The following is a 24703-nucleotide window of genomic DNA, read 5'->3' on the forward strand; positions in this document are numbered from 1 at the left end:
CTTATGAGTTTTCAGCGGGAGTGAGCGCCTTGATGTTCACGGCGTGTATGCTGCCATCGGCAATTTGCTGGCTTAAACCGGCATACACCATTTGCTGGCGCTTAACAGGGCGTACCCCTTCAAAAATATCGCCTATGGCCGTCACGCTGCAGTGGCTACCCTCGACTTCTACTCGTACTTCACAGCCCGTTAACTCGGCCTCTAGTAATTGTTTGATTTGATCTGCGTTCATGAATTCCTCACCGCCTATGGATACTGGCGCTAGCGCTATAAAAGACGGCAAATTGTACGGAAACAGGCCCCAAATAGCGAGCTAAATGGGGCTGTTAGGGCTATTGTTGTGACGCTGGTTCGACTACGGGCTCTTGCCCTGCGGGCGTAACTGACCAATTATCGATCACCTTATCCAAATCACCCTGATAGCGCTTGGCGGCGGCGATAAACTGGCCCTGATAAACCAAGCCTAAGTTCACCGCCTCTATGGTGACATTGCGAATTTTCCATGTGCCATCTTTGTCTTGGCGCATTTTGTAAGAGACCTCATAGGGCTTTTCGGCCGAGCCGTAAATTTTTTGCAATACGGTGGCAACACCACTCACATCTTCACCGGCAGCGGGGGGCACTACCTCTGTTTTGGTGCCGCTAAAAGCCAATAACCCCTTGGCATAGGTTTGCACTAAACCGCGCTTAAATACGTCAGAAAAACGCCTAACCTGACCTTTGAACGCCTCCCTGGCCTGATCGGAGCCCAGTTGGCGGTAATACTCGCGGGTGGCATAGGGGCCCATCACGCCTCGGGAAAAACCATCGAAATCGAGCACAGCATCTAAAATAACCTCTATTTCCTGATAAAAGCGCTGCGGGTCTTTTTCAAAATAACCATTGGCTTCGTCAATTAAGGCCAACACCTTCTCGGTGGTTTGCTCTACGGTTTGATGAGCCGTTAGAGGTGCCGCCGCAGCCATATTCACCATTAATAACAGTGTAGCGATAGCCACTGACACCCGTTGTATAGCCCTCATGAATTTCTCCCTAGTAATGAATGGCTGCCAATGTAACGAAAAAACCTGCGAGGTAAAAGCATTCTGTTAATACAAAGTTACGACAACTATATGCTTTTAAATGTTTAATTTGTCGCCATGGCGATTACCTTTAACAAAAACCCCTATATAATGGCCGCCCGTTTTCAACTCACACGCCTAAACACAACCTCCATAGGAACACCATGCTAGAAGCCAGTATTGCCATCATTATCGGATTTGCCGGTTTAATTTGGAGCGCCGATCAATTTGTTGCCGGCGCCGCCGCGATTGCCAAAAACTTAGGCATGGCTCCTATCATGATAGGTTTAACCATAGTGGCCTTTGGCACTTCAGCGCCCGAGATCATCGTTTCTATTAGCGCCGCATTAAAAGACGCTGGTGGTTTGGCAGTAGGTAATGCTTTAGGTTCCAATCTGGCCAATATAGGCATGGTATTAGGCATTACCGCTTTGGTAGCCCCTATCCCCATCGCCCTTAATATTTTGAAACGCGAAATGCCACTGCTGCTAATTGCCACCCTGGGCGCCAGCTATTGCTTATATGATTTACATTTAAGCTGGCAGGATGGTGTTATTTTACTCGTCACCTTGGCGGTGATTTTTTACATATTAGTGACCAGCAAATCACACCAACCCGATGCCGAGCACGAAGCCGATGTGGAACATATTCCCACCATGTCTTCCGGTAAAGCATGGCTATTATTTGCGGTTGGCTTTGCCCTGTTAATTGCCAGCTCACAACTGTTAGTCTGGGGGGCCAAGATAGTTGCCATAGAGCTAGGGGTTAGTGAATTGATTATAGGCCTAACCATAGTAGCCGTAGGCACCAGCCTGCCCGAACTAGCCGCCACCGTAGCCAGCGCCTTGAAAGGCCACCACGATATTGCCTTGGGTAATATTATAGGCTCCAACCTGTTTAACCTGCTGGCGGTAATGGCCATGCCAGCATTAATTAGCCCTACGGCTTTAAGCCCTGAAGTCTTTAGCCGCGACTATATGAGCATGGCGGGCATCACCGTTTTATTAGCCGCCATACTCTATGGCCACTATTTGTGGGCTAAGCGCAGCAACGCCAAGCTATCCAGCAGCAACGGCACCCCCGCCCTATTACCTACCCAATACCTGGGCAGGCTGGCGGGTGCGGCGCTATTAATCTGCTACGTGGCCTATTATTATCTGCTATTCCCTATACATGGATAAGCTCAACATTATGACGACCATCTCATTTAAAGACTCGGCCCTGCGCACTATCAACATAGAGCGCGACGCCGTGGCCAGCTTAATCGATAAGGTAGATAAGCAATTTGATTTAGCCTGCCAGCTGATCTTGCAATGCCAAGGCCGGGTAGTGGTTACCGGCATGGGTAAATCCGGCCATATAGGCACTAAAATCGCTGCGACTTTAGCCAGCACCGGCACCCCCGCCATGTTCGTACACCCGGGCGAAGCCAGCCACGGTGACATGGGCATGATTACTGCGCAAGATGTGGTGATAGCACTATCCAACTCCGGCAGCACTGCCGAAGTAGTCACCCTATTACCCCTGCTTAAACGCTTAGGCATAGCCTTGATTACCATCACCGGCAACCCCGACTCCATACTGTCGCAAACAGCTGACGCCAATTTAGATGTCAGCGTAGCGCAAGAGGCCTGCCCGCTTAACCTGGCCCCCACTTCCAGCACCACCGCCTCGCTGGTTATGGGTGATGCCCTAGCCATAGCCTTATTAGAAGCTCGCGGCTTTACTGCTGAAGACTTTGCCTTTTCACACCCCGGCGGTGCGTTGGGCAGGCAGCTGCTATTAAAAGTGGATGACGTCATGCACAGTGGCGAGCAAATCCCCAAAGTCGCCAGCGGCACCCTGCTTAGTGATGCTTTATTAGAAGTAAGCCGTAAAGGCTTAGGTATGACCACGGTAGTGGATAAAAACAACGTATTAATCGGTCTATTTACCGATGGCGATTTACGCCGCGCCTTGGATCACAGCATAGACATACATAACACGCGCATAGACGAAGTGATGACGGTTAACTCTAAAACCGCCCATCCCGGTATGCTAGCCGCCGAAATTCTGGGGCTGATGGATGAATACAAAATCAACTCCATGGCCGTAGTCGACAGTGACAAACACCCTGTAGGTGCCGTGCATTTACACGACTTATTAAAAGCGGGAGTGGCCTAAACACCACAAACTATGAAATTACTGCGCCGCAAACAAAAACACTTTATCACCTCCAGTATTGCCTTGGTTTTACTGCTAGTGTTTTTATGGCTGTATAGCGATACCGGCTCCACCCCCAGCTTTAGCAAAAAAACCGCTCCCTCTGACCCCGAAGTATTTATGAGCAATATGCACAGCCTGCGCTTTAACGAGCAAGGTGAGCTGGCCCACACCCTCAAGGCCGAAACTGTCAAAAGCTACAGCAATGGCAGGCGCAGTAACTTGCAACAACCCATCATAGACTTTTATAAAGATCAGCAGCCCTCATGGCGCATCACCGCCGACTCAGGCATAGTGCGTAAAAAAGGCGCAAAGGTAGATCTAAAAAACCACGTAGTAGTGGTTAATAACGACCACAGCTATCAACTAACCACCAGCGCACTAACGCTATACCCCAAAAAAAATATCGCTGATAACAACCAAGCCGTTACTATTACCAGCCCACAGGGCACTACCAACGCCACCGGTATTAAAGCGGATTTAACCCAAGAACATACTATTTTGAAAAAGCGTGTCACAGGCCACTATCATGCAACGCCTTAATAAATTATTGCTACAACTCACCGCCACCGGCCTCAGCTGCTTAAGCGCAATTGGCTGGGCGCTGCCAGATGATCGCGAGCAACCTATTACCATACAGTCAGACTCTGCTGAGCAGCGCATAGTCAACGGCAAAGAAACCACCGTCTATAACGGCAGCGTAGAAATGGTACAGGGCAGCCTACAAATTAAAGGCGAGGCGGTAACCGTGTTTAGCGAGAACCGCTCCGTTACCAAAATTGTCGCGGTAGGTGACCTGGCTTTTTTTAGCCAGCAAAACGAGGCCGAAAAACCGCCGGTAGAAGCGCAAGCCAAAACCATAGAATATTTAATCAGCGCCGACACCATAGTATTTTTGGACCAGGCGACACTAACCCAAGGCGCCTCCAGCATTAGCGGCCAACGCATAGACTACAACACCAACACCGCCCAAGTTAAAGCCGCTGGCAGCAGCAATGAAAACAACAGCGCCGACAACAGTAACAATAGCGGCCGGGTTAACATGGTATTAGAGCCCAAACGCAAAGCCGATGGCACCGAGCCCACTGGCATTGAAAACGCAGCCCCAGCACAAGCAGCCGCTAACGCGCCCCAGACTGAACAGCCCGCCCCCGCCACTGCTATAGAGCCAGCTCCAACCACAGAAACAGAAACAGAAACAGAAACAGAAACAGAAACAGAAACAGAAAAAAAGGATAGCCATGCCGACGCTATTAGCCAGTAATCTAGCCAAGGCCTATAAAGGCCGGGAAGTGGTTAAAGATGTTTCTCTATCGGTAGAAAGCGGCCAAATCGTTGGCCTGCTGGGCCCTAACGGCGCCGGTAAAACCACCTGTTTCTATATGATAGTGGGCATAGTCACCGCCGACCGCGGCCGCATTACCCTAGACGATAAAGAACTCACCGGTCTCTCTATGGGTGGTCGCGCCAGACAAGGCATAGGCTACCTGCCCCAAGAGGCCTCTATTTTCCGCAAGCTCAGCGTGTCCGATAATATTATGGCCATCTTAGAAACCCGCTCCGAGCTCAGCCGCCAGCAGCGTAAAGCCAAACTAGAAGAGTTACTGCAAGAGCTGCACATCACCCATATACGCGACAGTGCCGGCATGGCGCTATCGGGCGGCGAACGTCGCCGGGTAGAAATTGCCCGCGCCCTAGCCACCGAGCCTTCATTTATTTTATTGGACGAACCTTTTGCCGGGGTGGACCCCATTTCAGTAGGTGATATTAAAAACATTATTCAACATCTAAAAGATTTAGGCATAGGGGTGTTAATCACCGATCACAATGTGCGCGAAACCCTGAGTATCTGCGAAAAAGCCTATATTGTTGGCGAAGGCCATATCATTTCGGAAGGCTCACCGGAAACCGTGCTTAATAACCGAAAAGTGCGCGATATCTATCTAGGCCATCAGTTTGTTCTATAAGCTGTACAGCTTTTAGCCAAAACTTAAGATAAGTATAAAAAAGCGGTATAAATTTTGCGTTCGTATTGCCTATAAGAACCCGCATAAACTACACTAGCGCTAAGTTGTCCTCATTAATAGCTGGCATAAATGGCCCGCCCTAAGCAGTAAAACTAGCCCTCTTAGGCGCAGCCTCCTTTTGCGGTAAACGTAATAATTATTCACTATGAAACAATCGCTACAACTTAAAATTGGCCAGCAGCTGACCATGACGCCTCAGCTGCAGCAAGCGATCAAACTACTACAGCTTTCCACCCTAGATTTACAACAAGAAATTCAGCAGGCCCTAGAAAGCAACCCCATGCTAGAGGTCAATGAAGAAAGCGAAAACGAAACCGCCCCCAAAGAAGACGACAAGCAGGCCGAGTTAGTCGACCTCAGCCAGCCCAGCGAAAAAACCAATAGCAAAGAGGCCGACAGCGCAGCGGCCGATGCCGACAGCGACTGGGCCGAAAATAATATTCCCGACGACCTACCGGTAGACACCAACTGGGATGATGTTTATACCAACAACAGCCCCAACACCAGCTCTGCGCCTGCCGGTGATAGCGATTATAATTTTGATGCCAACAACAGTGCCGAAGAGTCACTGCAAGATCACCTCTATTGGCAACTCAACCTCACCCGTTTATCCGACTTAGACCGCAGTGTTGCCATGGCCATAGTCGATGCCATAGACACTAACGGCCGCCTCACCCTTAGCCCCGAAGACATATTAAGCGGCTTTAGCGAGGAGCACCCCGAGCTTGAGCTAGACGAAGTGATGGCGGTGTTACACCGAGTACAGCAGTTTGACCCCCCAGGTGTGGCCGCTGCCGACTTACAAGAGTGCCTGCTGATACAGCTCAACCAGCTGTCACCCGACACCCCCTGGCTTAAAGAGGCGAAACTGGTGATCACCCGCCACTTGGCCTTATTAGGCAACCGCGATTACGCCCAGCTTATGCGTCGCAGCAAGCTCAAAGAGCCACAGCTGCAAGCGGTATTAATGCTAATCCAAAGCCTCAACCCCAATCCCGGTGAAACCTTTACCAGCAGCCAAACCGAATACATAGTGCCCGACGTTTTTGTTAAAAAAATCAAAGGCCGCTGGACCGTAGAGCTCAACCCCGATACGGCGCCCAAACTGAGCATTAATAACACCTACGCCTCAATGGTTAAACGCGCCGACAACAGCAGTGATAACAACTACCTGCGCGACAACCTGCAAGAGGCACGCTGGTTTTTAAAGAGCTTGCAAAGCCGCAACGAAACCCTAATGAAAGTCGCCACCCGCATCGTCGAACACCAGCGCGGTTTTTTAGACTATGGCGACGAGGCTATGAAGCCCTTGGTACTGCACGATATTGCCGAGGCGGTAGAGATGCACGAGTCCACTATCTCGCGGGTCACCACCCAAAAATACATGCATACACCTAGAGGCATTTTTGAGCTGAAGTATTTTTTCTCCAGCCATGTCAGCACCGATACCGGTGGCGAGTGTTCCTCTACGGCGATACGGGCGCTGATTAAAAAATTAATCGCCGCCGAAAATACCAAAAAGCCACTTAGCGACAGTAAAATTACTGCATTGCTGGGCGAGCAGGGCATTAAGGTGGCTCGCCGCACCATAGCCAAATACCGCGAGTCACTTAATATACCGCCCTCCAATGAGCGCAAGCGGCTTATTTAATTTGATTAATCAAATACTTAAGTAAGCACTTGCGCCCACCCCCAAAAACCTTCTTGGGAATATCACCCGCTCAGTACGCGCGAATTAAGCAGGCTGCCAAAATTGCGCTAAGCTGAAAGAGACGGCAGCTACCCACTCCCTGATGTATCAAGAGTAGCCACAGCCGTGCAGCACTAGTTCTTAACCTCGCCTGAAGGAGCCCACGATGCAAATCAATGTTAGCGGTCACCATGTTGAAGTTACTACAGCCCTCAGAGATTACGTCAGCCAGAAATTTTCCCGCCTAGAACGCCATTTTGATCAAATAACTAATACCAATGTCACTTTAACCGTTGAAAAACTCATCCAAAAAGCAGAAGCTAACGTACATGTTGCCGGGGCCGATTTATTTGCCGCCTCCGAGTCAGAAGATATGTATGCAGCTATAGACACACTGACTGACAAACTCGACCGCCAACTGATTAAACACAAAGAAAAAGTGAAAAGTTACTAACCCATAAACCCAAGAACATTCACACAGTACTCGCGAAAACCTATGTCTTTATCTTCCATTCTTACCCTTGAGCGCACCCTTTGCGGTGCCGAAGGGCGCAGCAAGAAGCGCGTCCTAGAAACCACATGCCAATTTATCTGCCAGGATGTGCTGTCACTCGATAGTGAGGATTTATGCGATAAGATCAGCGCTCGCGAGCAATTGGGCAGCACCGGCTTGGGCCATGGCATCGCCATACCCCACTGCCGCATAGACAACTGCAGCAGCATTACCGGCGCCCTTATTAAGCTGGAGCACCCGGTAGACTTTGACGCCATAGATGGCGAGGCAGTAGACATACTGTTTGTGCTTATCGTGCCCGACGAGGCCCACGATGAGCACTTGGCGGTATTAGCCACCCTAGCCAAACTGTTTAGCGACTTGGATTTTTGCCAGCAATTACGCGATGCTAAAACCAGCCAAGAGCTATTTCAAATTGCCATTAACGCCTAGGTCACTAGCGCCTAAAAGCCAAACCGCAACCAACATCAGCCCAATACAGGGCCAACAACAGGAGAACCATGAGGCTAATCATCATCAGTGGCCGTTCCGGCTCAGGTAAAAGTAGCGCCCTCAACTTATTAGAGGACGAAGGCTATTACTGCATAGATAACTTACCGGTAGCACTGATTCCCGACCTAGTCACTCACCTCAAAAAAGGCGGCCACCCCTCGGGTGATAAAGTTGCCCTGTGCATAGATGCTCGCAACAGCAGCAGCGACTTAACCGTGCTGACCTATTTGGTAGAGGGCGAACATCCCGGCGTAGATATAGAAGTTATTTACCTGGATGCCGACAACGACAAGCTGATTAAACGCTTTAGCGAAACTCGCCGCCGCCACCCACTAAGCAATAAAGAGATAGGCTTAGCCGAGGCTATTAACCGCGAACAAAAAATGCTGGAGCCCATAGCCAATATCGCCACATTGACCATAGATTCCAGCGATATGAGCTTGCACGATTTGCGCGATGCCATTAAGTCGCGCTTAGTCGACAAAAAAGGTAGCAGCATCTCCATACAATTTCAGTCCTTTGGTTTTAAACACCGCATCCCCAATGATGCCGACCTGGTTTACGATATACGCATACTGCCCAACCCACACTGGGACCCAGCCCTGCGTATACTCACCGGCTTAGATCAACCGGTGATAGACTTTTTAGATGGCCAAGCGCAAGTCGACAGCATGTATGAAGATATACGCGGCTACCTGGAGAAATGGCTGCCCGCCTACCAAGACAGCAACCGCAGCTATATCACCATCGCCATAGGTTGCACCGGCGGCCAACATAGGTCAGTGTATATGGTCGAGCGGCTGGCTAAGTATTTCGCCAGCCGTTTTGATAACGTGCAAGTTCGCCACCGCGAAATGCCCAAGCAGAACTAAGCAATAACAACAATGAACCCGAGCAATTGCGCCACCATGATTACTTGCCACACCACCATTATTAATAAACTGGGCTTACACGCCCGTGCCGCCGCTAAATTTGTCTCTACTGCCAGCGCCTATGGTTGCGATATACAGGTGGGTAAGGACGGCCAGTACGTCAACGGTAAAAGCATTATGTCAGTGATGATGCTGGCTGCCAGCAAAGGCACCGAGCTGGAGCTGCAATTTGATGGTGACGATGCCGAACAGGCGCAAGCCGCCCTATTAGAGCTAATCAACAATCGCTTTGATGAGGCCGAGTAAAACTCCCTCTCCAAAAACCGCTAAGCGTTCGCTAATTCCCGCTAAATACATATATTAAGTTGTTGAATTACATAGTTTTCTGGATAATCACTGGCAGTCACCTAAACTGCGCTTAGCCTACTCCCTGCGCCACCGCGCGATGACCCGGAGACCCTATGTCCCAAAATGCCGAACACAAATCCGCCAACTACAACTTGGATGAATTAACCCAAGCGCTCAATAGCGGAACGTTTATTCAGACCCGCCGCATGCTTAACAGCCTGCCGCGTACTGAAGTGGCACATATGATAGAGTCCTCGCCCCCCAAAACCCGGGCGGTGTTATGGCAGCTGATTAACTCTGATATAGAAGGTGAAATACTGCCCCACCTCAGTGATGAGGTGCAGTCACAAATCTTAAGCCAAATGGACACCAACGAGGTGGTGGCCGCCATCGAAGGCTTGGAGCCCGATGACCTCGCCGATATTTTGCAGCAATTGCCTAATCAGGTAATACGCGAAGTACTGGACTCCATGGACCACCAAGACCGCCAGCGCATAGAGCAGGTCATGTCCTACCCCGAGGACACCGCCGGCGGCCTGATGAACACCGACGTCATCACCGTGCGCCCTACCATCACCCTGGATGTAGTCGCCCGCTATTTGCGCCGCCACGATGAGCTGCCAGAGATGACCGACAACCTCTATGTGGTCAGCCGCCGCGACGAATTTATCGGCTTACTGCCTCTGCGCAAACTACTGGTATCCGACCCCAGCATTACCGTGCGCGAGGTGATGAACACCGACGTCACTCCCATACACGCCGACGTAGACGACAGCGAAGTAGCCCAGCTGTTTGAGCGCCACGATTTAATCTCCGCCCCCGTGGTAAACACTGAGGGCCAGCTGCTGGGCCGCATCACCATCGATGACGTGTTAGATGTAATACGCGAAGACGCCGACCACTCGCTAATGAGCATGGCCGGTTTAGGCGAAGACGAAGATACCTTCTCGCCCTTTAGTAAAGCTGCGCCGCGCCGCGCTATATGGCTGGGCATTAATTTGCTCACCGCCTTTGCCGCCTCGGCGGTGATTAATCTGTTTCAGGGCACCATCGATAAAGTGGTGGCCCTAGCCGTACTCATGCCCATAGTTGCCAGCATGGGTGGCGTGGCTGGCACCCAGACCCTTACCGTAGTGATACGGGGTATGGCCATGGGCCATATAGGCAGCAACAACAGCGGCTGGCTAATCAATCGTGAATTACTGGTAGGCTTTGCCAACGGCCTATGCTGGGCCTTAGTCGTGGCTGTAGTGGCCATGCTCTGGTTTAACGATACCACCATAGGGGCTATTATCGCCGCCGCTATGCTAATCAATCTAGTTACCGCCGCCCTAGCCGGCGCGGTGCTGCCACTGCTGCTGAAAAAAATGAATATAGACCCGGCCTTAGCCGGCAGTGTTGCCCTCACCACCGTAACCGATGTGGTAGGCTTCTTATCCTTCTTGGGGCTGGCAACCCTGGCTTACGCGTAATTAACATAGGCACAACATGAACCAATGGTATGACGACGAAGATGAACAAGATCTTCCCCCCAGCAAATCTGAACTCAAGCGCGAAATGCACGCCCTACAAGAACTGGGCGGCAAAATTGTTAAGCTCAGCAGCGGCCAATACGCCACCATTCCGCTGGCAGGCATTTTAAAAGAAGCCATAGACACCGCCCGCCGCATCAAAAGCCGCGAGGGCCTGCGCCGACAAATGCAATACATAGGCAAGCTATTACGCGAAACCGATATAGGCCCCATAGAGCAAGCTTTTATTGAATTGGAAAATGGCCGCATCAACGCCGCCAAACGTTTTCAGGCCTTAGAACAATGGCGCGACGAGCTCATTGCCCAAGGCCCTAATGCGATAGAAACGGTGATAGCCAAACACCCACAGGCCGACCGCCAACACCTGCGGCAATTAATACTGCAAGCAAACCGGGAGCAAAAAGCCAACAAACCACCGGCAGCTGCGCGTAAAATATTTAAATATTTGCGTGAGTTAGATGAAGGGTAATACACAGCCTCGTTTTAACTAAAAAAGCCAACAGCAGCACTACAGCTTCATAGGCTTGCTGTGCACGCTCTTTACTTGGCCCCAGTTCCCCTTGCAGCAAGATAGCTGCTTATCAAACGCGCCGCTCATACGCCCAGCAGGCCCGGCGCAGCTTTGCTTACCCATGCCCCCGCAATTCTCAGCAAGCTACCCGCTTATTTGTACTACCCTAACAAGGCCATAATTAAGAATAATCATGGAGCAACTGTATGAAGCCATTACTGCTTAGCCTCATTGTTTTACTCAGCTTAACTGCTAACGTACTCGCCAATAGCGAGCCACTTATTTATATCAAGGCTGGCACGCTTATCGAAGTAGTTAACGGCAAAGTTTTAAAGCAACAACTTATCACCATACAAGGCGAACATATTATTGCCGTAGCGCCTACCAAATCAGCCACCCTGGACCCACAAGCACAGCTTATAGACCTCAGCGCTTACACCGTAATGCCGGGGCTAATGGATTCCCACACTCACCTGCTCTCCTCCATGGTCTGGGGCTACGACAGCCTGGCGCTATCCGATGACAGGCTGCTGATACACGGAGTGGTCAATGCTGAAAAAACCTTGCTAGCAGGTTACACCAGCGTACGCGATGTAGGCGCACCCGGCTTTGCCGATGTCGCCCTGCGCGATGCCATCAATGCCGGTGAAATACCCGGCCCCCGTATGCTGGTTTCCGGCCCCGCCTTAGGGATTACCGGCGGCCACTGCGACAACAACATGCTGCCCATAGACTATCAAGTACAAGCCGAGGCAGTAGCCAATGGCCCTTGGGCTGCGCGCGCCATGGTACGCAAAAACATTAAATACGGTGCCGACCTCATCAAGTTTTGCGGCACGGGCGGGGTATTTTCTAAGGGCACTAAAGTCGGTGCCCAGCAATACACCCTGGAAGAAATGCGCGCCATTATTGACGAAGCCCACATGGCCGGTAAAAAAGTGGCCGTACATGCCCACGGTACTGCGGGCATAAAAACCGCCATAAAAGCCGGTGCCGACAGCATAGAGCACGCCAGCTTTTTAGATGAGGAAGCGATTAAGCTAGCCAAAAAACACGGCACGTATTTGTCCATGGATATCTATAACGATGACTTTATACTGCAAGAAGGTGCCAAGTTTGGCATGACTGAGGAGTCCCTAGCCAAAGAAAAACACCTAGGCCTAACCCAAAGGCAAAGCTTTCAAAAAGCGGTAAAAGCAGGCGTTAATATCGCCTATGGTACCGATGCCGGTGTTTACCCCAATGGCGAAAACGGCAAGCAAATGGCCAAGATGGTGGAATGGGGCATGTCAGCTATGCAAGCCGTGCAAACCGCCACCTTACATACCGCCACCTTATTTGGCAGCCAGCAACAAACCGGTGCCATCACTGCGGGCAGGCTGGCCGATATTATTGCGATTAAGGGCGATCCCCTAAAAGATTTATCGCTATTCACTCAAGTAAGCTTTGTCATGAAAGGGGGCAAAATTTACAAACAGCCTTAGCCGGTCCAAACCTTGCCTTCGCCACGCCCCTACTCTTTAATAACCGCACAATTAATAAAGGCCGCAGCTAAGGCAAAACATGAATCATCAAACACTGTTAGGGGTAGAGCTACCCATTATTCAAGCACCCATGGCGGGGGTGCAGGACAGCGAGCTAGCACTAGCGGTGGCTGCCGCAGGCGGCTTGGGCTCGCTGCTCTGTGCCATGCTCAACCCCACACAGTTAGAGGCCGAACTAGCACGCCTGCAAGAGCATAGCCCACAGCGCTTTAATATTAATTTTTTCTGCCATCCAGCTCCCCTAGCCGATGCCGAACAAGAGTCACGGTGGCGACAATTACTGCAGCCCTATTTCAACGAGTTTGAGCTAGATCCCCATAGCATAGCCCCAGGCCCGCAGCGGCAGCCCTTTAGCCACAACATTGCCGATATCGTGGAGCCGTATAGGCCAGCGATAATCAGTTTTCACTTTGGCCTGCCCGCCGCCGATTTATTAGCGCGGGTAAAAAGCTGCGGCAGCACGGTATTGGCCTCAGCAACCACCGTAGCCGAAGCGCAATGGCTAGCAGCCCACGGTGCCGATGCCATTATTGCCCAAGGTATAGAAGCCGGTGGCCATAGAGGCATGTTTTTAAGCGAACAGTTGGATGGCCAATTAAGCACCTGGCAATTACTACCGCAAATAGTGCATGCGGTAACACTGCCAGTGATAGCCGCTGGCGGCATAGCCAATGCCCAAGATGTGGCTACAGCCACAAGCCTAGGCGCCGTTGCCGCCCAAATTGGCAGCGCCTACCTTTTATGCCCAGAGGCAAATACCAGCGCCCTGCACCGCGCCGCACTGGCTAGCGACAGAGCGCAACATACCGCCGTCACCAATTTATTTTCTGGCCGCCCAGCACGGGGCATAATCAACCGCCTTATGCGTGAACTAGGGCCCATACACCCTGGCGTCCCCAGCTTTCCACTGGCAGCAACAGCCGTTACCGCTTTGCGGCAAAAAGCCGAGGCCCAAGGCTTAGATGATTTTTCGCCGCTGTGGTGTGGGCAAAACGCCAACGCCTGCCTAGCAATATCCGCCGGCGAACTAACCCTGCAGTTAGCTGGCAAATGCGCCGCCACGGTGAACTAAGCAGCAGCGCTAAGCTCATATAAACAGTTAGCCAAAAAATCGTGGCCCTAGCTATGCCTGCTTATCTTATTACTCTGACCCTATGCTTGCTGCTTAGCCACAGTAACGTCAACGCGCAAACACAATGGCGCAGCAGCGAACAGCAAGTCACCTTAATAGAACTGTACACCTCCGAAGGCTGCAGCAGCTGCCCCCCGGCCGATCGCTGGCTTGGCAGCTGGCTGAATCGCGATAAACTGTGGCAGCAAATTGTGCCGGTGGCCTTTCATATAGATTATTGGGATTCACTGGGTTGGGTAGATCGCTACGCCCAAGCGCCGTTTACCCTGCGCCAACAACGCTACCAACAGCTGGGCCATAGCCGGGCAATTTATACCCCCGCCTTTATGGTCAACGGCCAGGAATGGCGTGGCTTTTTTAGCCGCCAATCCTTGCCTTTTAATCCACCAAAATTAATAGGGGTATTACAAGCCCAGCTGCAGGCTCCACTTGCTCATCAACAAACTTCACAACTACTGGCCCATTTTACCCCGCTAGCTGCCAGCCATGGCGAGCTCACCCTACACGTGGCCCTGCTAGGCATGAATATAGTCAGCCCCATTAAGGCCGGTGAAAATAAGGGGCGAGAGCTGCAACATAATTTTGTCGTTTTAAAGTACTACCAACAACACAGCGCCCTTAAACAGCAAGGCTACCAATGGCTGCTGCCACTTAGTTCAAGCCCAGAGGCTCAGGCTATTGCGCTTTGGGTAACTGAGCGGGAGCAGATGCTGCCACTACAAGCCACCGGCGGCTGGCTAAAAGACGAAGCAATATAATCAGCCACTATATAAAAAACATAGCCTATAACCCTTTTTGTTGTGGCAATCGCTGTGGGCTGGCACGTTAACAAGCGCCCACTATAGGTAAAAGTACTGAGATTTTTTTACATATTTTAATGCTTAAAAAAAAATTTCTTACAATAATTGCCTACGCTACATTTTTTTTTAGACTATGCTTAGGTTCAGGGTGGCGTGTTCATGTAAGCATTATCACCATTGCAGCTCACCATGATTTTCGCCACACCCTGGCATTTGTAGTTCTGAGGATTTTCTCAGCGTTTTTTCGGTCTTACCGTTACAGGGGTGAACTATGAGCATCTTTAACCACTACCGCCAACGCTACGAAACTGTTCAACAGGAAGAGCTGAGTATTCAGGAATACCTGGAGCTTTGTAAGTCTGATCCCAGCGTTTATGCATCCGCCGCTGAGCGCATGCTGTTGGCCATAGGCGAACCCGAAATTGTTGACACCGCCAAAGACGCTCGCTTAAGCCGCATCTTTTCTAACAAGGTAATTAAACGCTACCCCGTGTTTAAAGATTTTTACGGCATGGAAGAGTGCATAGAAAATATAGTCTCGTTTTTTAAGCACGCCGCCCAAGGTTTGGAAGAGCGCAAACAAATACTCTACTTATTGGGCCCCGTAGGTGGTGGTAAATCATCACTGGCTGAAAAGCTAAAATCACTAATGGAGAAACAACCCATTTACTGCATCAAGGGCTCTCCGGTTTTTGAATCACCACTGGGGCTGTTCAACCCCGAAGAGGATGGCAAAATATTAAGAGAGGATTACGGCATACCCAGCCGCTACATTAATACCATTATGTCGCCTTGGGCGGTCAAGCGTCTACACGAATACAATGGCGACATCAGCCAATTTAAAGTGGTAAAAATTTATCCCTCTATACTCAACCAAATCGCCATTTCAAAAACAGAACCGGGTGATGAAAACAACCAAGACATTTCCTCTTTAGTGGGTAAAGTGGATATACGTCAACTGGAAGAGTTCCCCCAAAACGACCCCGATGCCTATAGCTTCTCTGGTGGCCTGTGCCGAGCCAACCAAGGCATCATGGAATTTGTGGAGATGTTTAAGGCTCCGATAAAAGTCTTGCACCCACTATTAACAGCCACGCAAGAAGGCAACTACAACAGCACCGAAGGCCTGAGCGCCATCCCTTTTAGCGGCATTATTTTAGCTCACTCCAATGAGTCGGAATGGCAGACCTTTAAAAACAACAAAAACAATGAAGCCTTTATAGACCGCGTCTATATAGTCAAAGTCCCCTACTGCCTGCGGGTTTCTGAAGAAGTAAAAATTTATAAAAAATTACTAGAAAACAGCTCACTGGCCAAAGCTCAGTGCGCACCTGACACCTTATCTATGCTGGCCAAATTTGCTATTTTGTCTCGCTTAAAAGAACCTGAAAACTCTAACATCTACTCCAAGATGAAAGTCTATGATGGCAAAAACCTAAAAGACACCGACCCCAAGGCCAAGTCCATACAAGAGTATAAAGACGCTGCAGGTGTAGACGAAGGCATGAAGGGCTTATCGACACGCTTTGCCTTTAAAATACTATCCAAAGTATTTAACTTTGACCCTACTGAAGTGGCAGCCAACCCTGTACACCTGCTCTATGTGCTAGAGCAACAAATAGAACAAGAACAGTTTCCAGCAGAGTCTAGAGATAGATACCTAAACTTCATCAAAGAATATATAGCACCACAGTATGTAGAATTTATAGGCAAGGAAATACAAACCGCCTACCTGGAATCCTATGCCGAGTATGGCCAAAATATATTCGACCGCTATGTAACCTATGCCGACTTCTGGATACAGGATCAGGAATTCCGTGACCCTGAAACCGGAGAAATTTTAGACCGCGCCTCACTCAATGAAGAGCTGGAAAAAATAGAGAAACCCGCAGGCATCAGCAACCCTAAAGATTTTCGTAATGAGGTGGTTAATTTCGTACTGCGCGCAAGAGCCAATAACGACGGCAAAAACCCTGTTTGGAATAGCTACGAAAAACTGCGCACCGTCATTGAAAAGAAAATGTTTTCCAATACTGAGGACTTACTACCCGTTATTTCCTTTAACACTAAATCATCAGCCGAGGATAAAACCAAACACAAAGACTTTGTTAACCGCATGATAGAAAGAGGCTATACCGAGAAACAAGTAAGGCTTTTATCTGAATGGTATCTACGCGTTAGAAAATCACAGTAACAGCTACATCATAGCCATCACGCTATACAGCGGCAGGCATGATTAGGAGTGAGCATGATAATGCTAGCTACAGATTTTTCATCACGCAATTACAGGTAAGTTTATGAGCTTTATTATAGACAGGCGCCTCAATGCTAAAAACAAAAGCACGGTTAACCGTCAACGCTTTTTAAAACGCTATAGAAAGCATATTAAAAAAGCCGTTGGCGACGCCATAGGTAATCGCTCTATTACTGAGATAGAAAAAGGCGAGCAGATTAGCATCCCCTCTAAAGATATAGATGAGCCTATATTTCACCATGCCCAAGGCGGGCACTCCGAAAATGTTTTGCCAGGTAATACTGACTTTATCGCAGGCGACCATATACCCAGGCCGCCCGCCGGTGGTGGTGCCGGTAGTGGATCGGGGTCAGGCGCTAGCGACCAAGGTGAAGGCGAAGATGATTTTATTTTTAATATTACTCAGGAAGAGTTTCTAGACTTTATGTTTGAAGATCTAGAACTGCCTAACATGGTTAAACGCCAACTAGCGGGTAACGATGAGTTCAAAACCCGCCGCGCCGGCATTAGCAATGAAGGCTCACCGGGCAAAATTAATATTGTACGCTCACTGCGCTCAGCCAATGCCAGAAGAATTGCGCTCACTGCCTCTAAACGAAAAAAACTTGCCGCCTTAGAAAAAGAACTAGAAGAATTACAAGCGGTAGATATGATTTTACGCGACCATCAGCGCATAGAAGAAATCAATGAAAAAATAGTACAACTACGCAACGCCATTAAACGGGTACCATGGTTAGACAACTTTGACCTTAAATATAACTTACACGTCAAAGTACCCAACCCACAATCAAAGGCGGTCATGTTCTGCCTTATGGATGTATCCGGCTCCATGGATCAAGCAACCAAAGATATAGCCAAGCGTTTTTTTATACTGCTGTATTTATTTTTACAGCGTAATTATCAACGCACCGAAGTGGTTTTTATACGCCACCATACCAGCGCCAGCGAAGTGGATGAACAGGAGTTTTTTTACTCCAGAGAAACCGGCGGCACCATAGTTTCCAGCGCATTAAAACTAATGAAAACCATTATCGAAGAACGCTACCCAGCAGATCAGTGGAATATTTACGGTGCCCAAGCTTCCGACGGTGACAACTGGAATGACGACTCCTCTATTTGCAGGGAGTTACTCAGCGAAAGCCTGCTCCCTAAAGTACAATATTTTTCATATATAGAAATCACCCCCAGAGAACATCAATCCTTGTGGGAGGATTACAGCATAGTGCAAAACCAATACCCTAAATTATTTGCCATGCAGCAAATTGTCGACGCATCCGAAATATACTCAGTATTTCGTGAACTCTTTCAAAAGCAAATCGCATGAAAGCATCGCCTATTTCCACCTCATCCGAATGGAGCTTCGAGCTGATCGAGCGCTATGACAGCGAGATAGCTAAAATCGCTAAAGAGTTTGGCCTGGACACCTACCCCAATCAAATTGAAGTCATCAGTTCAGAACAAATGATGGATGCCTATGCCTCATCTGGCATGCCTTTGGGCTACCACCACTGGTCGTATGGTAAGCAGTTTATTCACACCGAGCGCTCTTATAGCCGCGGTCAAATGGGGCTGGCCTACGAGATAGTCATCAACTCCAACCCCTGCATAGCCTATTTAATGGAAGAAAACACCATGGCCATGCAGGCGCTGGTTATCGCGCATGCCTGCTATGGCCATAACTCTTTTTTTAAGGGTAATTATTTATTTAGAACCTGGACCGACGCCGACTCTATTATTGACTATCTGCTATTTGCCAAAAACTATATCGCCAAGTGCGAACAAAAACATGGCATTACTGAAGTAGAAAATATTATAGACTCCTGCCATGCCATTATGAATTACGGGGTAGATCGCTATAAACGCCCCTATCCTATTTCCGCTGAAGAAGAAAAAAACCGCCAGCAAGAGCGCGAAGAACATCTACAGAAACAAGTTAACGACCTATGGCGCACCATACCCGCAGGCAGCAGCGAAGCCCGCACACAAAAGAAAACGCGCTTCCCCGCTGAACCGGAAGAAAACCTGCTTTATTTTTTTGAAAAAAACGCGCCGCTATTAGAACCCTGGCAACGTGAAGTCATACGCATAGTACGAAAAATAGCCCAGTATTTTTACCCGCAGCGACAAACTCAAGTTATGAATGAGGGCTGGGCCTGTTTTTGGCACTACACTCTATTAAACGAAATGTATGACCGAGGCTTAGTAACTGACGGTTTTATTTTAGAGTTCTTGCAATCACACACCAGCGTAATTTATCAGCCCCCCTATAACAGCCGCTATTACAATGGCATAAATCCCTATGCCCTGGGCTTTAATATGATGATGGATATACGCCGTATTTGTGAGCACCCCACCGACGAAGACAGGGAATGGTTTCCTAATATAGCCGGTAGCAACTGGCAAGAAACCATGCAGTTCGCCATGCGCGATTTTAAAGACGAGAGTTTTATACTGCAGTTTTTATCCCCTAAGGTTATGCGCGACTTAAAGTTATTCTGCATTGTAGACGACGATAAAAAATCAGATATAGAGGTAGCAGCCATACACGACAGCAGCGGCTACCAAAAAGTCCGTGAATCCTTAGCTGGGCAATACAACCTAGGTAACCGCGAACCCAATATACAAGTGCACAGCGTTGAGATTTCTGGCGACCGCTCCCTAACGCTACATCATAGCCAGTTTGCAAGAAAACCTATGGGCGAATCCACCCTCAAAGTATTAAAACATATACATAGGCTATGGGGCTTTGATGTGCACTTGCACTCTATGGACAATAAAACCATTACCCACAGTTTTCATTACCCCGACAAAACCAGCAGCGAGCCTGCAAGTTAAGGGGCTCTCACTGCTAGTCTTTTTTTACCACAGTAAAGCGCTGATGCTGCTGTATGGGCATGGCTAAGCGCTGCTGGGCAAGGCTAGCTAAATCCATAGTCGCCACCACACAGGCTTCGCCTTTATCCGCCTGCGCCAACACCTGGCCCCAGCCATCAACAATAATTGAACCGCCAGAGGTCTCTCTATTGTTAGCATGTTCGCCACCTTGATTGGCCGCAATAATATAACACTGGTTTTCTATTGCTCTGGCACGCACCAAGGGCAGCCAATGGGCCTCACCAGTTTTACGAGTAAAAGCTGCTGGCAAACTAATAATATCTAGCCCTTGCGCAAACATAGCGCGAAAAAACTCAGGGAAGCGCAGGTCATAACAGATAGCCATGCCCAAACGGCCAAACGGTGTATCCACTACCACGACATCATTACCAGCAATAAACGTATCAGATTCCCTATAGCTGCCGGTTTTATCCGCCACATCCACATCAAAAAGATGCAATTTATTATAGTGACCACACTCCTGCCCCTGATCATTAAACAATAGGCTGGCGGCATACACTTTTGAGGGATGCTGTTGGTCGGCTATAGGAATAGAGCCACCAACTATCCACACTTTATGCTTGCGTGCTTGCTCAGCTAAAAACTGCCGTATAGGGGCCTTGCCAAAAGCTTCCTCTACACCCAAGGCATATTGCTGCGAGCTGGCAAACATGGCAAACACCTCCGGCAACACCAGTAGCTGGGCGCCTTTCTCAACTGCCTGTGCGATTAAAACTTCGGCGCGTGTTAAGTTGATATTGAGATCACTGCCACTCACCATTTGTATAGCGGCTATTACTGATGTAGTCATTGGCTACCGCCTGCTGATTTTATATGCGTTTGCTGACGCTTTTGCCCCTTGGCATCAAATACTTTTTTCAATTTTAACTGGGGATCATCCCATTTACCTTCCAGGCTATAAACTGCGCTAGAAAACTTATCGACCTGATTTTCAAATAATTTGCTGGCGCCATAGACTATGGCTGCCGCTGGCACCCCTCCCATTAACGCCGCCACCCAAGGTAAATTTTTACCTATAGGCAAGGTGGCAATTAAATCCATATCCAACACCTCGGCATTTAAATCTGTGCTGCCTAATAACCTAAAACGACTGGAGGGGCTTTCTATATTGAGGTGCTCAATAATATATAAACGCCCCCCCACTAATTCAAACTCACCTTTAACCTCGTCAAAACTCACTCCGGATTTATACAGATCGGTAAAATCTAAACGCAGACGGCGCAAAATATTATTCATATTTAACACACTGACTATGCGTAGCGCACCGCTGGCGCTACCAGCCGTTTTGAGGAAAATGCCTTTTTTAACATCCAGACTTATAGAGCCCTGCGATAAAGCCATCTGCCATTGATCTGGCGCTCCGGGCCAGCTGAGATCCACCGCAACTATACCGCTCTTAGACTCTGTGGTGCGCTCATAACCCCATTGTTCAAACACAGCCCCCACATCGGCAAAACTAAAAGCACCGCTAAGCTGGCTCTCACCACCCTGCTCGCTTTTAAGCCAGCTTAAACTCAGCGGCTTATCACCGCCACCCAACTTTAACTTGCGGATCTCGCCATAAATATTATTAACCCATAGTCGGTTTTGCTGCGCTCTAAGCTGTAAAGCTAAATGCCCCATTAAAGCCTCATCCAAATAAATCTCTTTAATACTCACATCTATATCGGGAATATCAGCCGGATTAATATCATCAAAGACCGAGGCTTTTAATTGATAAAAAGCGGTAGCTTCATTTTCGTCTATGGCGGCATCGCGTTTGTCACTATCGGCAGCTGACAAATGCAAGGACTGCACTTCAAGCTGCATGGGCTGACTTTCGTCCAGTGGGAAATGCACCAGCCCTTGCACCTTATCACTGCTTAGCTCTAACACCCAAGCCTGCTGTTGCTGCTGCACATTAACGGTGGCGGCAGCCAGATCTAGTCCAAAGACATGCGCTTGCTTAATCTGTAAGTTATCTACTCGCAGCGGTGGCGCTAGCAACTGAGACTGCTCAACTTGCGTTTGCGAAGATTTTTTATTCGCAGCCCGTGCATCTAGCTCTGCGTTTTTAGCCAAATAACGCTGTAACAAATCCTGCACATCCTGCGCATTCACATGCTCTAGCACACCGCTGATGACAAATTCATCTTCGGGTATTGGCTCATCGCCGCTAGGGTTAAAAATCAAAGCGCCGCCGCTTACCCCCTGCTCGGTCAAATGCAATGCAGCCGCCAGCTTATTTTGTAAGCGCATACTTAGCAGCGTTTGCTCTTTGCCTAAAGGAATATTCAGCTTAAAGTCAGCGCTATCCTCACTGGCTTTTTTATAGGGTGCCGGTAAAGCTATAGCCACCCCTTTTAAATCAGAGCTGAGGCTAAAGTGATCGTGCTTGGAGTTGAGCAATAGCTCCGCCTGTACCTGTGCTTGGCCACGCAAATACGTCATACCGGCAAACTGCGCCCAAGCCTCCACATCATCCATGTTCACCAGGCCATCTATATTCACTTTCACTGCCTGCTCGTTGCTTTGCGCAATTTTAACGGTGGCTTTTTTATTAAAGAGCAGGCCCTGCAAACCGCTGGATACCACGCCGTTGGCACTGCTGTATTCAAAGGGGCCGTAAACCTCTTTAAAGTTCAAACGATAGTCGGGCAGGCGTAAATCCCCCGCCCGTATATAAGAATTAAAAACTACCTGCTGCTGGAGCTTGCTGTGCTGCGCTAAAGGCAGCCCCAGGTTTAGGCTGGCACTAATATCACCTTTAAGCTGCCAATCGGCAAAAGCATCGCCAACAATCTCACGCAGATTGCCACTGTTAACAATGTCTAAAGCATGCTGGGCATCCCCCTCTAACTGCGCAGCAACACTTAACCAAGCTTCGCCATCGGCTAGCTGATTCACTTTTACCCGCGTATTGCTTAAGGCTATGCCCTTGGCTACAGCGCTGGGGCTATACACATCGACATCGCCATCATCGACAAACACCTGCGCCTGAATATTATTTAGCGCAGGCCAGCCGGGCTGATAATCCAACTCGCCATTGGCTACCTCTAAATACAGCTGCACACTGCGCTCTTGTTCCCCATCTGCCGCCAGCGAGCCGTTATAAATAAAACCGCCTTGCTGTATATCACCACCTTGTATACTGCTATCTAGCCAGGCTAATAAATCTTCGCTTAACACCTCGGGGATAAACTTATCTCTATTACTAGCCGGGGTGTCGGTTAAACCCACCGCTAAAAACATACTGGGGTCACCAGCGTCTGGCTGGCGCGGAAACCTCAGGGCTAGCAGGGCAACCGCTGGACCATACTCAGACCTAACATCGATTATGCCGCTATCCACATAAACGGTTTCAGCATCCCAGCGCCATGCCACTTTGGCTTTGGCCACATCAAAACGCATGCTGTTGGCATAAATGCCCGGAAAGGCAATCTCAAAAGGCTCACTGCTTAAGGTAACGGCGCCGCCCTGTTCATTGAGTTCTAAAAAGCCATCGATATTATTGGCTGCAGGTGCTCCATGCCAAGCCTCTAGGGCAACATCTTCTAACTCGGCCTGCACGGTAAACTGGCTAGCCAGCTTAACTAGCTGCTCTGTGCTGGGCTTTCTAGCTATGCTGATTTTTATCTGGCGCAAATCCCCCTTGGGGGCCAATGTGCTTAAGGCCTGCTGCGCGGCCACGGGTAATACATTGAGGCTTAAGAGCTTAGTACTGAGCTGCTGCAAATTTAATTCTGTAAACGCTATGGCTAGCGCATCAGGGCCTAGGGTCGCAATGCTCTCTTGTATATTGAGCGCCTGGCCCTGCCACTCACCAGCTATGCGAGGTAACCACAGCTGCCACTCATGCTCTGCGTTTTTTTCAGCCCGAAAACTTAAGGCCACATTTTTTAGCGTGGGTATGGCTTGTTGATTAATGCTGCCCAGATCAAATAGTGGCGTGCTCATTTTACCCTGCACTGTAATTACCCGCCCCGGCTGCCAGTCCAACCAGATGGTGCTATCAACGGTCAGCTCCTTGGGTTTAAGGCCAACGCTATGCAGCACCGGTAATTGCTCAACTAAATCCACTGCATCAAATTTAACATAGGCCTGGGCGGTAAAATCTTTGTCCCGGGGATCACCTAGGCTTTCTATTAGCAGATTAATGGGCTCGTCTTGCTGCTCACCGTTTTCATCTACACCATAGGCATCTTGCAAATTGGCTTGCAAGTGTATGCGCCTAAAGCCTTGGTGATGCCTGAGAAATAATTCACCCGTGTAAAGTTTTGGGCGCTTATCTTTGTAGTACTGCAGGTCTATATGATTGTCGAAAAACTCCAACCTATCGATAGCCAACACTGCATCTAGCAGCTGATCCAAGTCCAGCGCGGCATTATTATCGGCTAGTTCATATTCAAAGCCCGCCAGGGACCACTTGCCCGGCGCGGTTTCTTTAAAGCGCGTAGTTAACCCCTCTACAGAAACGCTATCGATTAAAAAGCGCCTGTGCCAGAGTGACTGCAGCGGGTTAACTTTAAAGTTGGCTTGAGGAATGCTGAGCAATACTTGCTGATTGCTGCCATGCAACACAATATCATTAAAGGAAAGGATAAATGACAGCTGCGACCAGCTGCCTGAAATACTACCTACGGCTACCGGCAAGCCAGTGTACTCAACAAAGTAGCCGACCAAGACGCGCTGATATTTTTCTACGTAGTCTATGTAATAACGGCCCAAGCTGGCATAGCTGGCCACCAGCAATAAAGCTGTTAGTAAAACCAGTTTAATGCAGCGCCGCAGCCAAGTAGTACATTGCTTGATCATGCTACCGGGCCCGGTAACGCTGGTGCGTTATTCGA

At 49.2% G+C, this 24703-nt stretch carries 22 protein-coding genes; 18 read left to right on the top strand and 4 right to left on the bottom strand.

Annotated features, from left to right (window positions below):
• Position 1: 1 nt before the first annotated feature.
• Positions 2–232 (bottom strand): BolA family protein, encoded by a 231-nt coding sequence (locus tag NO559_RS02185; RefSeq protein ID WP_258330134.1) that lies wholly within the window; start codon positions 230–232, stop codon positions 2–4.
• Between the two features lie 100 nt (positions 233–332).
• Positions 333–1022, bottom strand: a complete 690-nt coding sequence (locus NO559_RS02190; RefSeq protein WP_258330135.1) for a phospholipid-binding protein MlaC — start codon at positions 1020–1022, stop codon at positions 333–335.
• A gap of 203 nt (positions 1023–1225) precedes the next feature.
• On the opposite strand from NO559_RS02190, the gene NO559_RS02195 reads away from it, so the two are divergent.
• From NO559_RS02195 to NO559_RS02280, 18 genes are all read left to right on the top strand, one after another.
• Entirely contained in the window at positions 1226–2242 is a 1017-nt protein-coding gene (locus NO559_RS02195) for a calcium/sodium antiporter (protein WP_258330136.1), read from the top strand.
• 10 nt (positions 2243–2252) lie between these two features.
• On the top strand, positions 2253–3224 hold the full coding sequence (locus NO559_RS02200) for a KpsF/GutQ family sugar-phosphate isomerase (RefSeq protein WP_258330137.1): 972 nt from the start codon (positions 2253–2255) through the stop codon (positions 3222–3224).
• A 12-nt stretch (positions 3225–3236) separates the two neighbouring features.
• Positions 3237–3806, top strand: a complete 570-nt coding sequence (gene lptC, locus NO559_RS02205; RefSeq protein ID WP_258330138.1) for an LPS export ABC transporter periplasmic protein LptC — start codon at positions 3237–3239, stop codon at positions 3804–3806.
• The gene (lptA, locus tag NO559_RS02210; RefSeq protein ID WP_258330139.1) at positions 3793–4527 is read left to right on the top strand and encodes a lipopolysaccharide transport periplasmic protein LptA; all 735 of its coding nucleotides are present in this window, start codon (positions 3793–3795) and stop codon (positions 4525–4527) included. The genes lptC and lptA overlap by 14 nt, the downstream gene beginning before the upstream one ends.
• The gene (gene lptB, locus NO559_RS02215; protein ID WP_258330140.1) at positions 4505–5230 is read left to right on the top strand and encodes an LPS export ABC transporter ATP-binding protein; all 726 of its coding nucleotides are present in this window, start codon (positions 4505–4507) and stop codon (positions 5228–5230) included. The genes lptA and lptB overlap by 23 nt, the downstream gene beginning before the upstream one ends.
• 205 nt (positions 5231–5435) lie before the next feature.
• Positions 5436–6941: an RNA polymerase factor sigma-54 gene (locus tag NO559_RS02220; protein ID WP_258330141.1), complete on the top strand. Its 1506-nt coding sequence runs from the start codon at positions 5436–5438 to the stop codon at positions 6939–6941.
• A gap of 205 nt (positions 6942–7146) precedes the next feature.
• Positions 7147–7434, top strand: a complete 288-nt coding sequence (hpf, locus tag NO559_RS02225) for a ribosome hibernation-promoting factor, HPF/YfiA family (RefSeq protein WP_258330142.1) — start codon at positions 7147–7149, stop codon at positions 7432–7434.
• A gap of 42 nt (positions 7435–7476) precedes the next feature.
• Positions 7477–7926 carry a PTS sugar transporter subunit IIA gene (locus tag NO559_RS02230; RefSeq protein WP_258330143.1) on the top strand — a complete coding sequence of 150 codons (450 nt, stop codon included), beginning with the start codon at positions 7477–7479 and terminating at the stop codon, positions 7924–7926.
• Positions 7927–7994: 68 nt separating this feature from the next.
• Entirely contained in the window at positions 7995–8858 is an 864-nt protein-coding gene (gene rapZ, locus NO559_RS02235; RefSeq protein WP_258330144.1) for an RNase adapter RapZ, read from the top strand.
• Positions 8859–8894: 36 nt separating this feature from the next.
• A complete protein-coding gene (locus NO559_RS02240; protein ID WP_309149052.1) occupies positions 8895–9164 on the top strand; it encodes an HPr family phosphocarrier protein in 270 nt (89 codons plus the stop codon).
• Positions 9165–9319: 155 nt separating this feature from the next.
• Positions 9320–10678 (top strand): magnesium transporter, encoded by a 1359-nt coding sequence (gene mgtE, locus NO559_RS02245; RefSeq protein WP_258330146.1) that lies wholly within the window; start codon positions 9320–9322, stop codon positions 10676–10678.
• A gap of 16 nt (positions 10679–10694) precedes the next feature.
• Positions 10695–11207 (top strand): ribosome biogenesis factor YjgA, encoded by a 513-nt coding sequence (gene yjgA, locus NO559_RS02250; RefSeq protein WP_258330147.1) that lies wholly within the window; start codon positions 10695–10697, stop codon positions 11205–11207.
• Between the two features lie 248 nt (positions 11208–11455).
• On the top strand, positions 11456–12733 hold the full coding sequence (locus tag NO559_RS02255) for an amidohydrolase family protein (protein ID WP_258330148.1): 1278 nt from the start codon (positions 11456–11458) through the stop codon (positions 12731–12733).
• A gap of 79 nt (positions 12734–12812) precedes the next feature.
• Positions 12813–13865 carry a nitronate monooxygenase family protein gene (locus NO559_RS02260; protein WP_258330149.1) on the top strand — a complete coding sequence of 351 codons (1053 nt, stop codon included), beginning with the start codon at positions 12813–12815 and terminating at the stop codon, positions 13863–13865.
• A 53-nt stretch (positions 13866–13918) separates the two neighbouring features.
• On the top strand, positions 13919–14683 hold the full coding sequence (locus tag NO559_RS02265) for a DUF1223 domain-containing protein (protein ID WP_258330150.1): 765 nt from the start codon (positions 13919–13921) through the stop codon (positions 14681–14683).
• Positions 14684–14996: 313 nt separating this feature from the next.
• On the top strand, positions 14997–16919 hold the full coding sequence (locus NO559_RS02270; RefSeq protein WP_258330151.1) for a PrkA family serine protein kinase: 1923 nt from the start codon (positions 14997–14999) through the stop codon (positions 16917–16919).
• A 103-nt stretch (positions 16920–17022) separates the two neighbouring features.
• On the top strand, positions 17023–18303 hold the full coding sequence (locus tag NO559_RS02275; protein WP_258330152.1) for a YeaH/YhbH family protein: 1281 nt from the start codon (positions 17023–17025) through the stop codon (positions 18301–18303).
• Positions 18300–19814 (top strand): SpoVR family protein, encoded by a 1515-nt coding sequence (locus NO559_RS02280; protein WP_258330153.1) that lies wholly within the window; start codon positions 18300–18302, stop codon positions 19812–19814. The genes NO559_RS02275 and NO559_RS02280 overlap by 4 nt, the downstream gene beginning before the upstream one ends.
• Positions 19815–19827: 13 nt before the next feature.
• Here NO559_RS02280 and NO559_RS02285 read toward each other — a convergent pair whose 3' ends face one another.
• Positions 19828–20664 carry a carbon-nitrogen hydrolase family protein gene (locus tag NO559_RS02285; protein ID WP_258330154.1) on the bottom strand — a complete coding sequence of 279 codons (837 nt, stop codon included), beginning with the start codon at positions 20662–20664 and terminating at the stop codon, positions 19828–19830.
• Positions 20661–24668: a YhdP family protein gene (locus tag NO559_RS02290; protein WP_258330155.1), complete on the bottom strand. Its 4008-nt coding sequence runs from the start codon at positions 24666–24668 to the stop codon at positions 20661–20663. The genes NO559_RS02285 and NO559_RS02290 overlap by 4 nt, the downstream gene beginning before the upstream one ends.
• Positions 24669–24703: the final 35 nt, after the last annotated feature.

The organism is Dasania sp. GY-MA-18 (genome assembly GCF_024734385.1).
In the GTDB taxonomy this organism is placed as follows: domain Bacteria; phylum Pseudomonadota; class Gammaproteobacteria; order Pseudomonadales; family Dasaniaceae; genus Dasania; species Dasania phycosphaerae.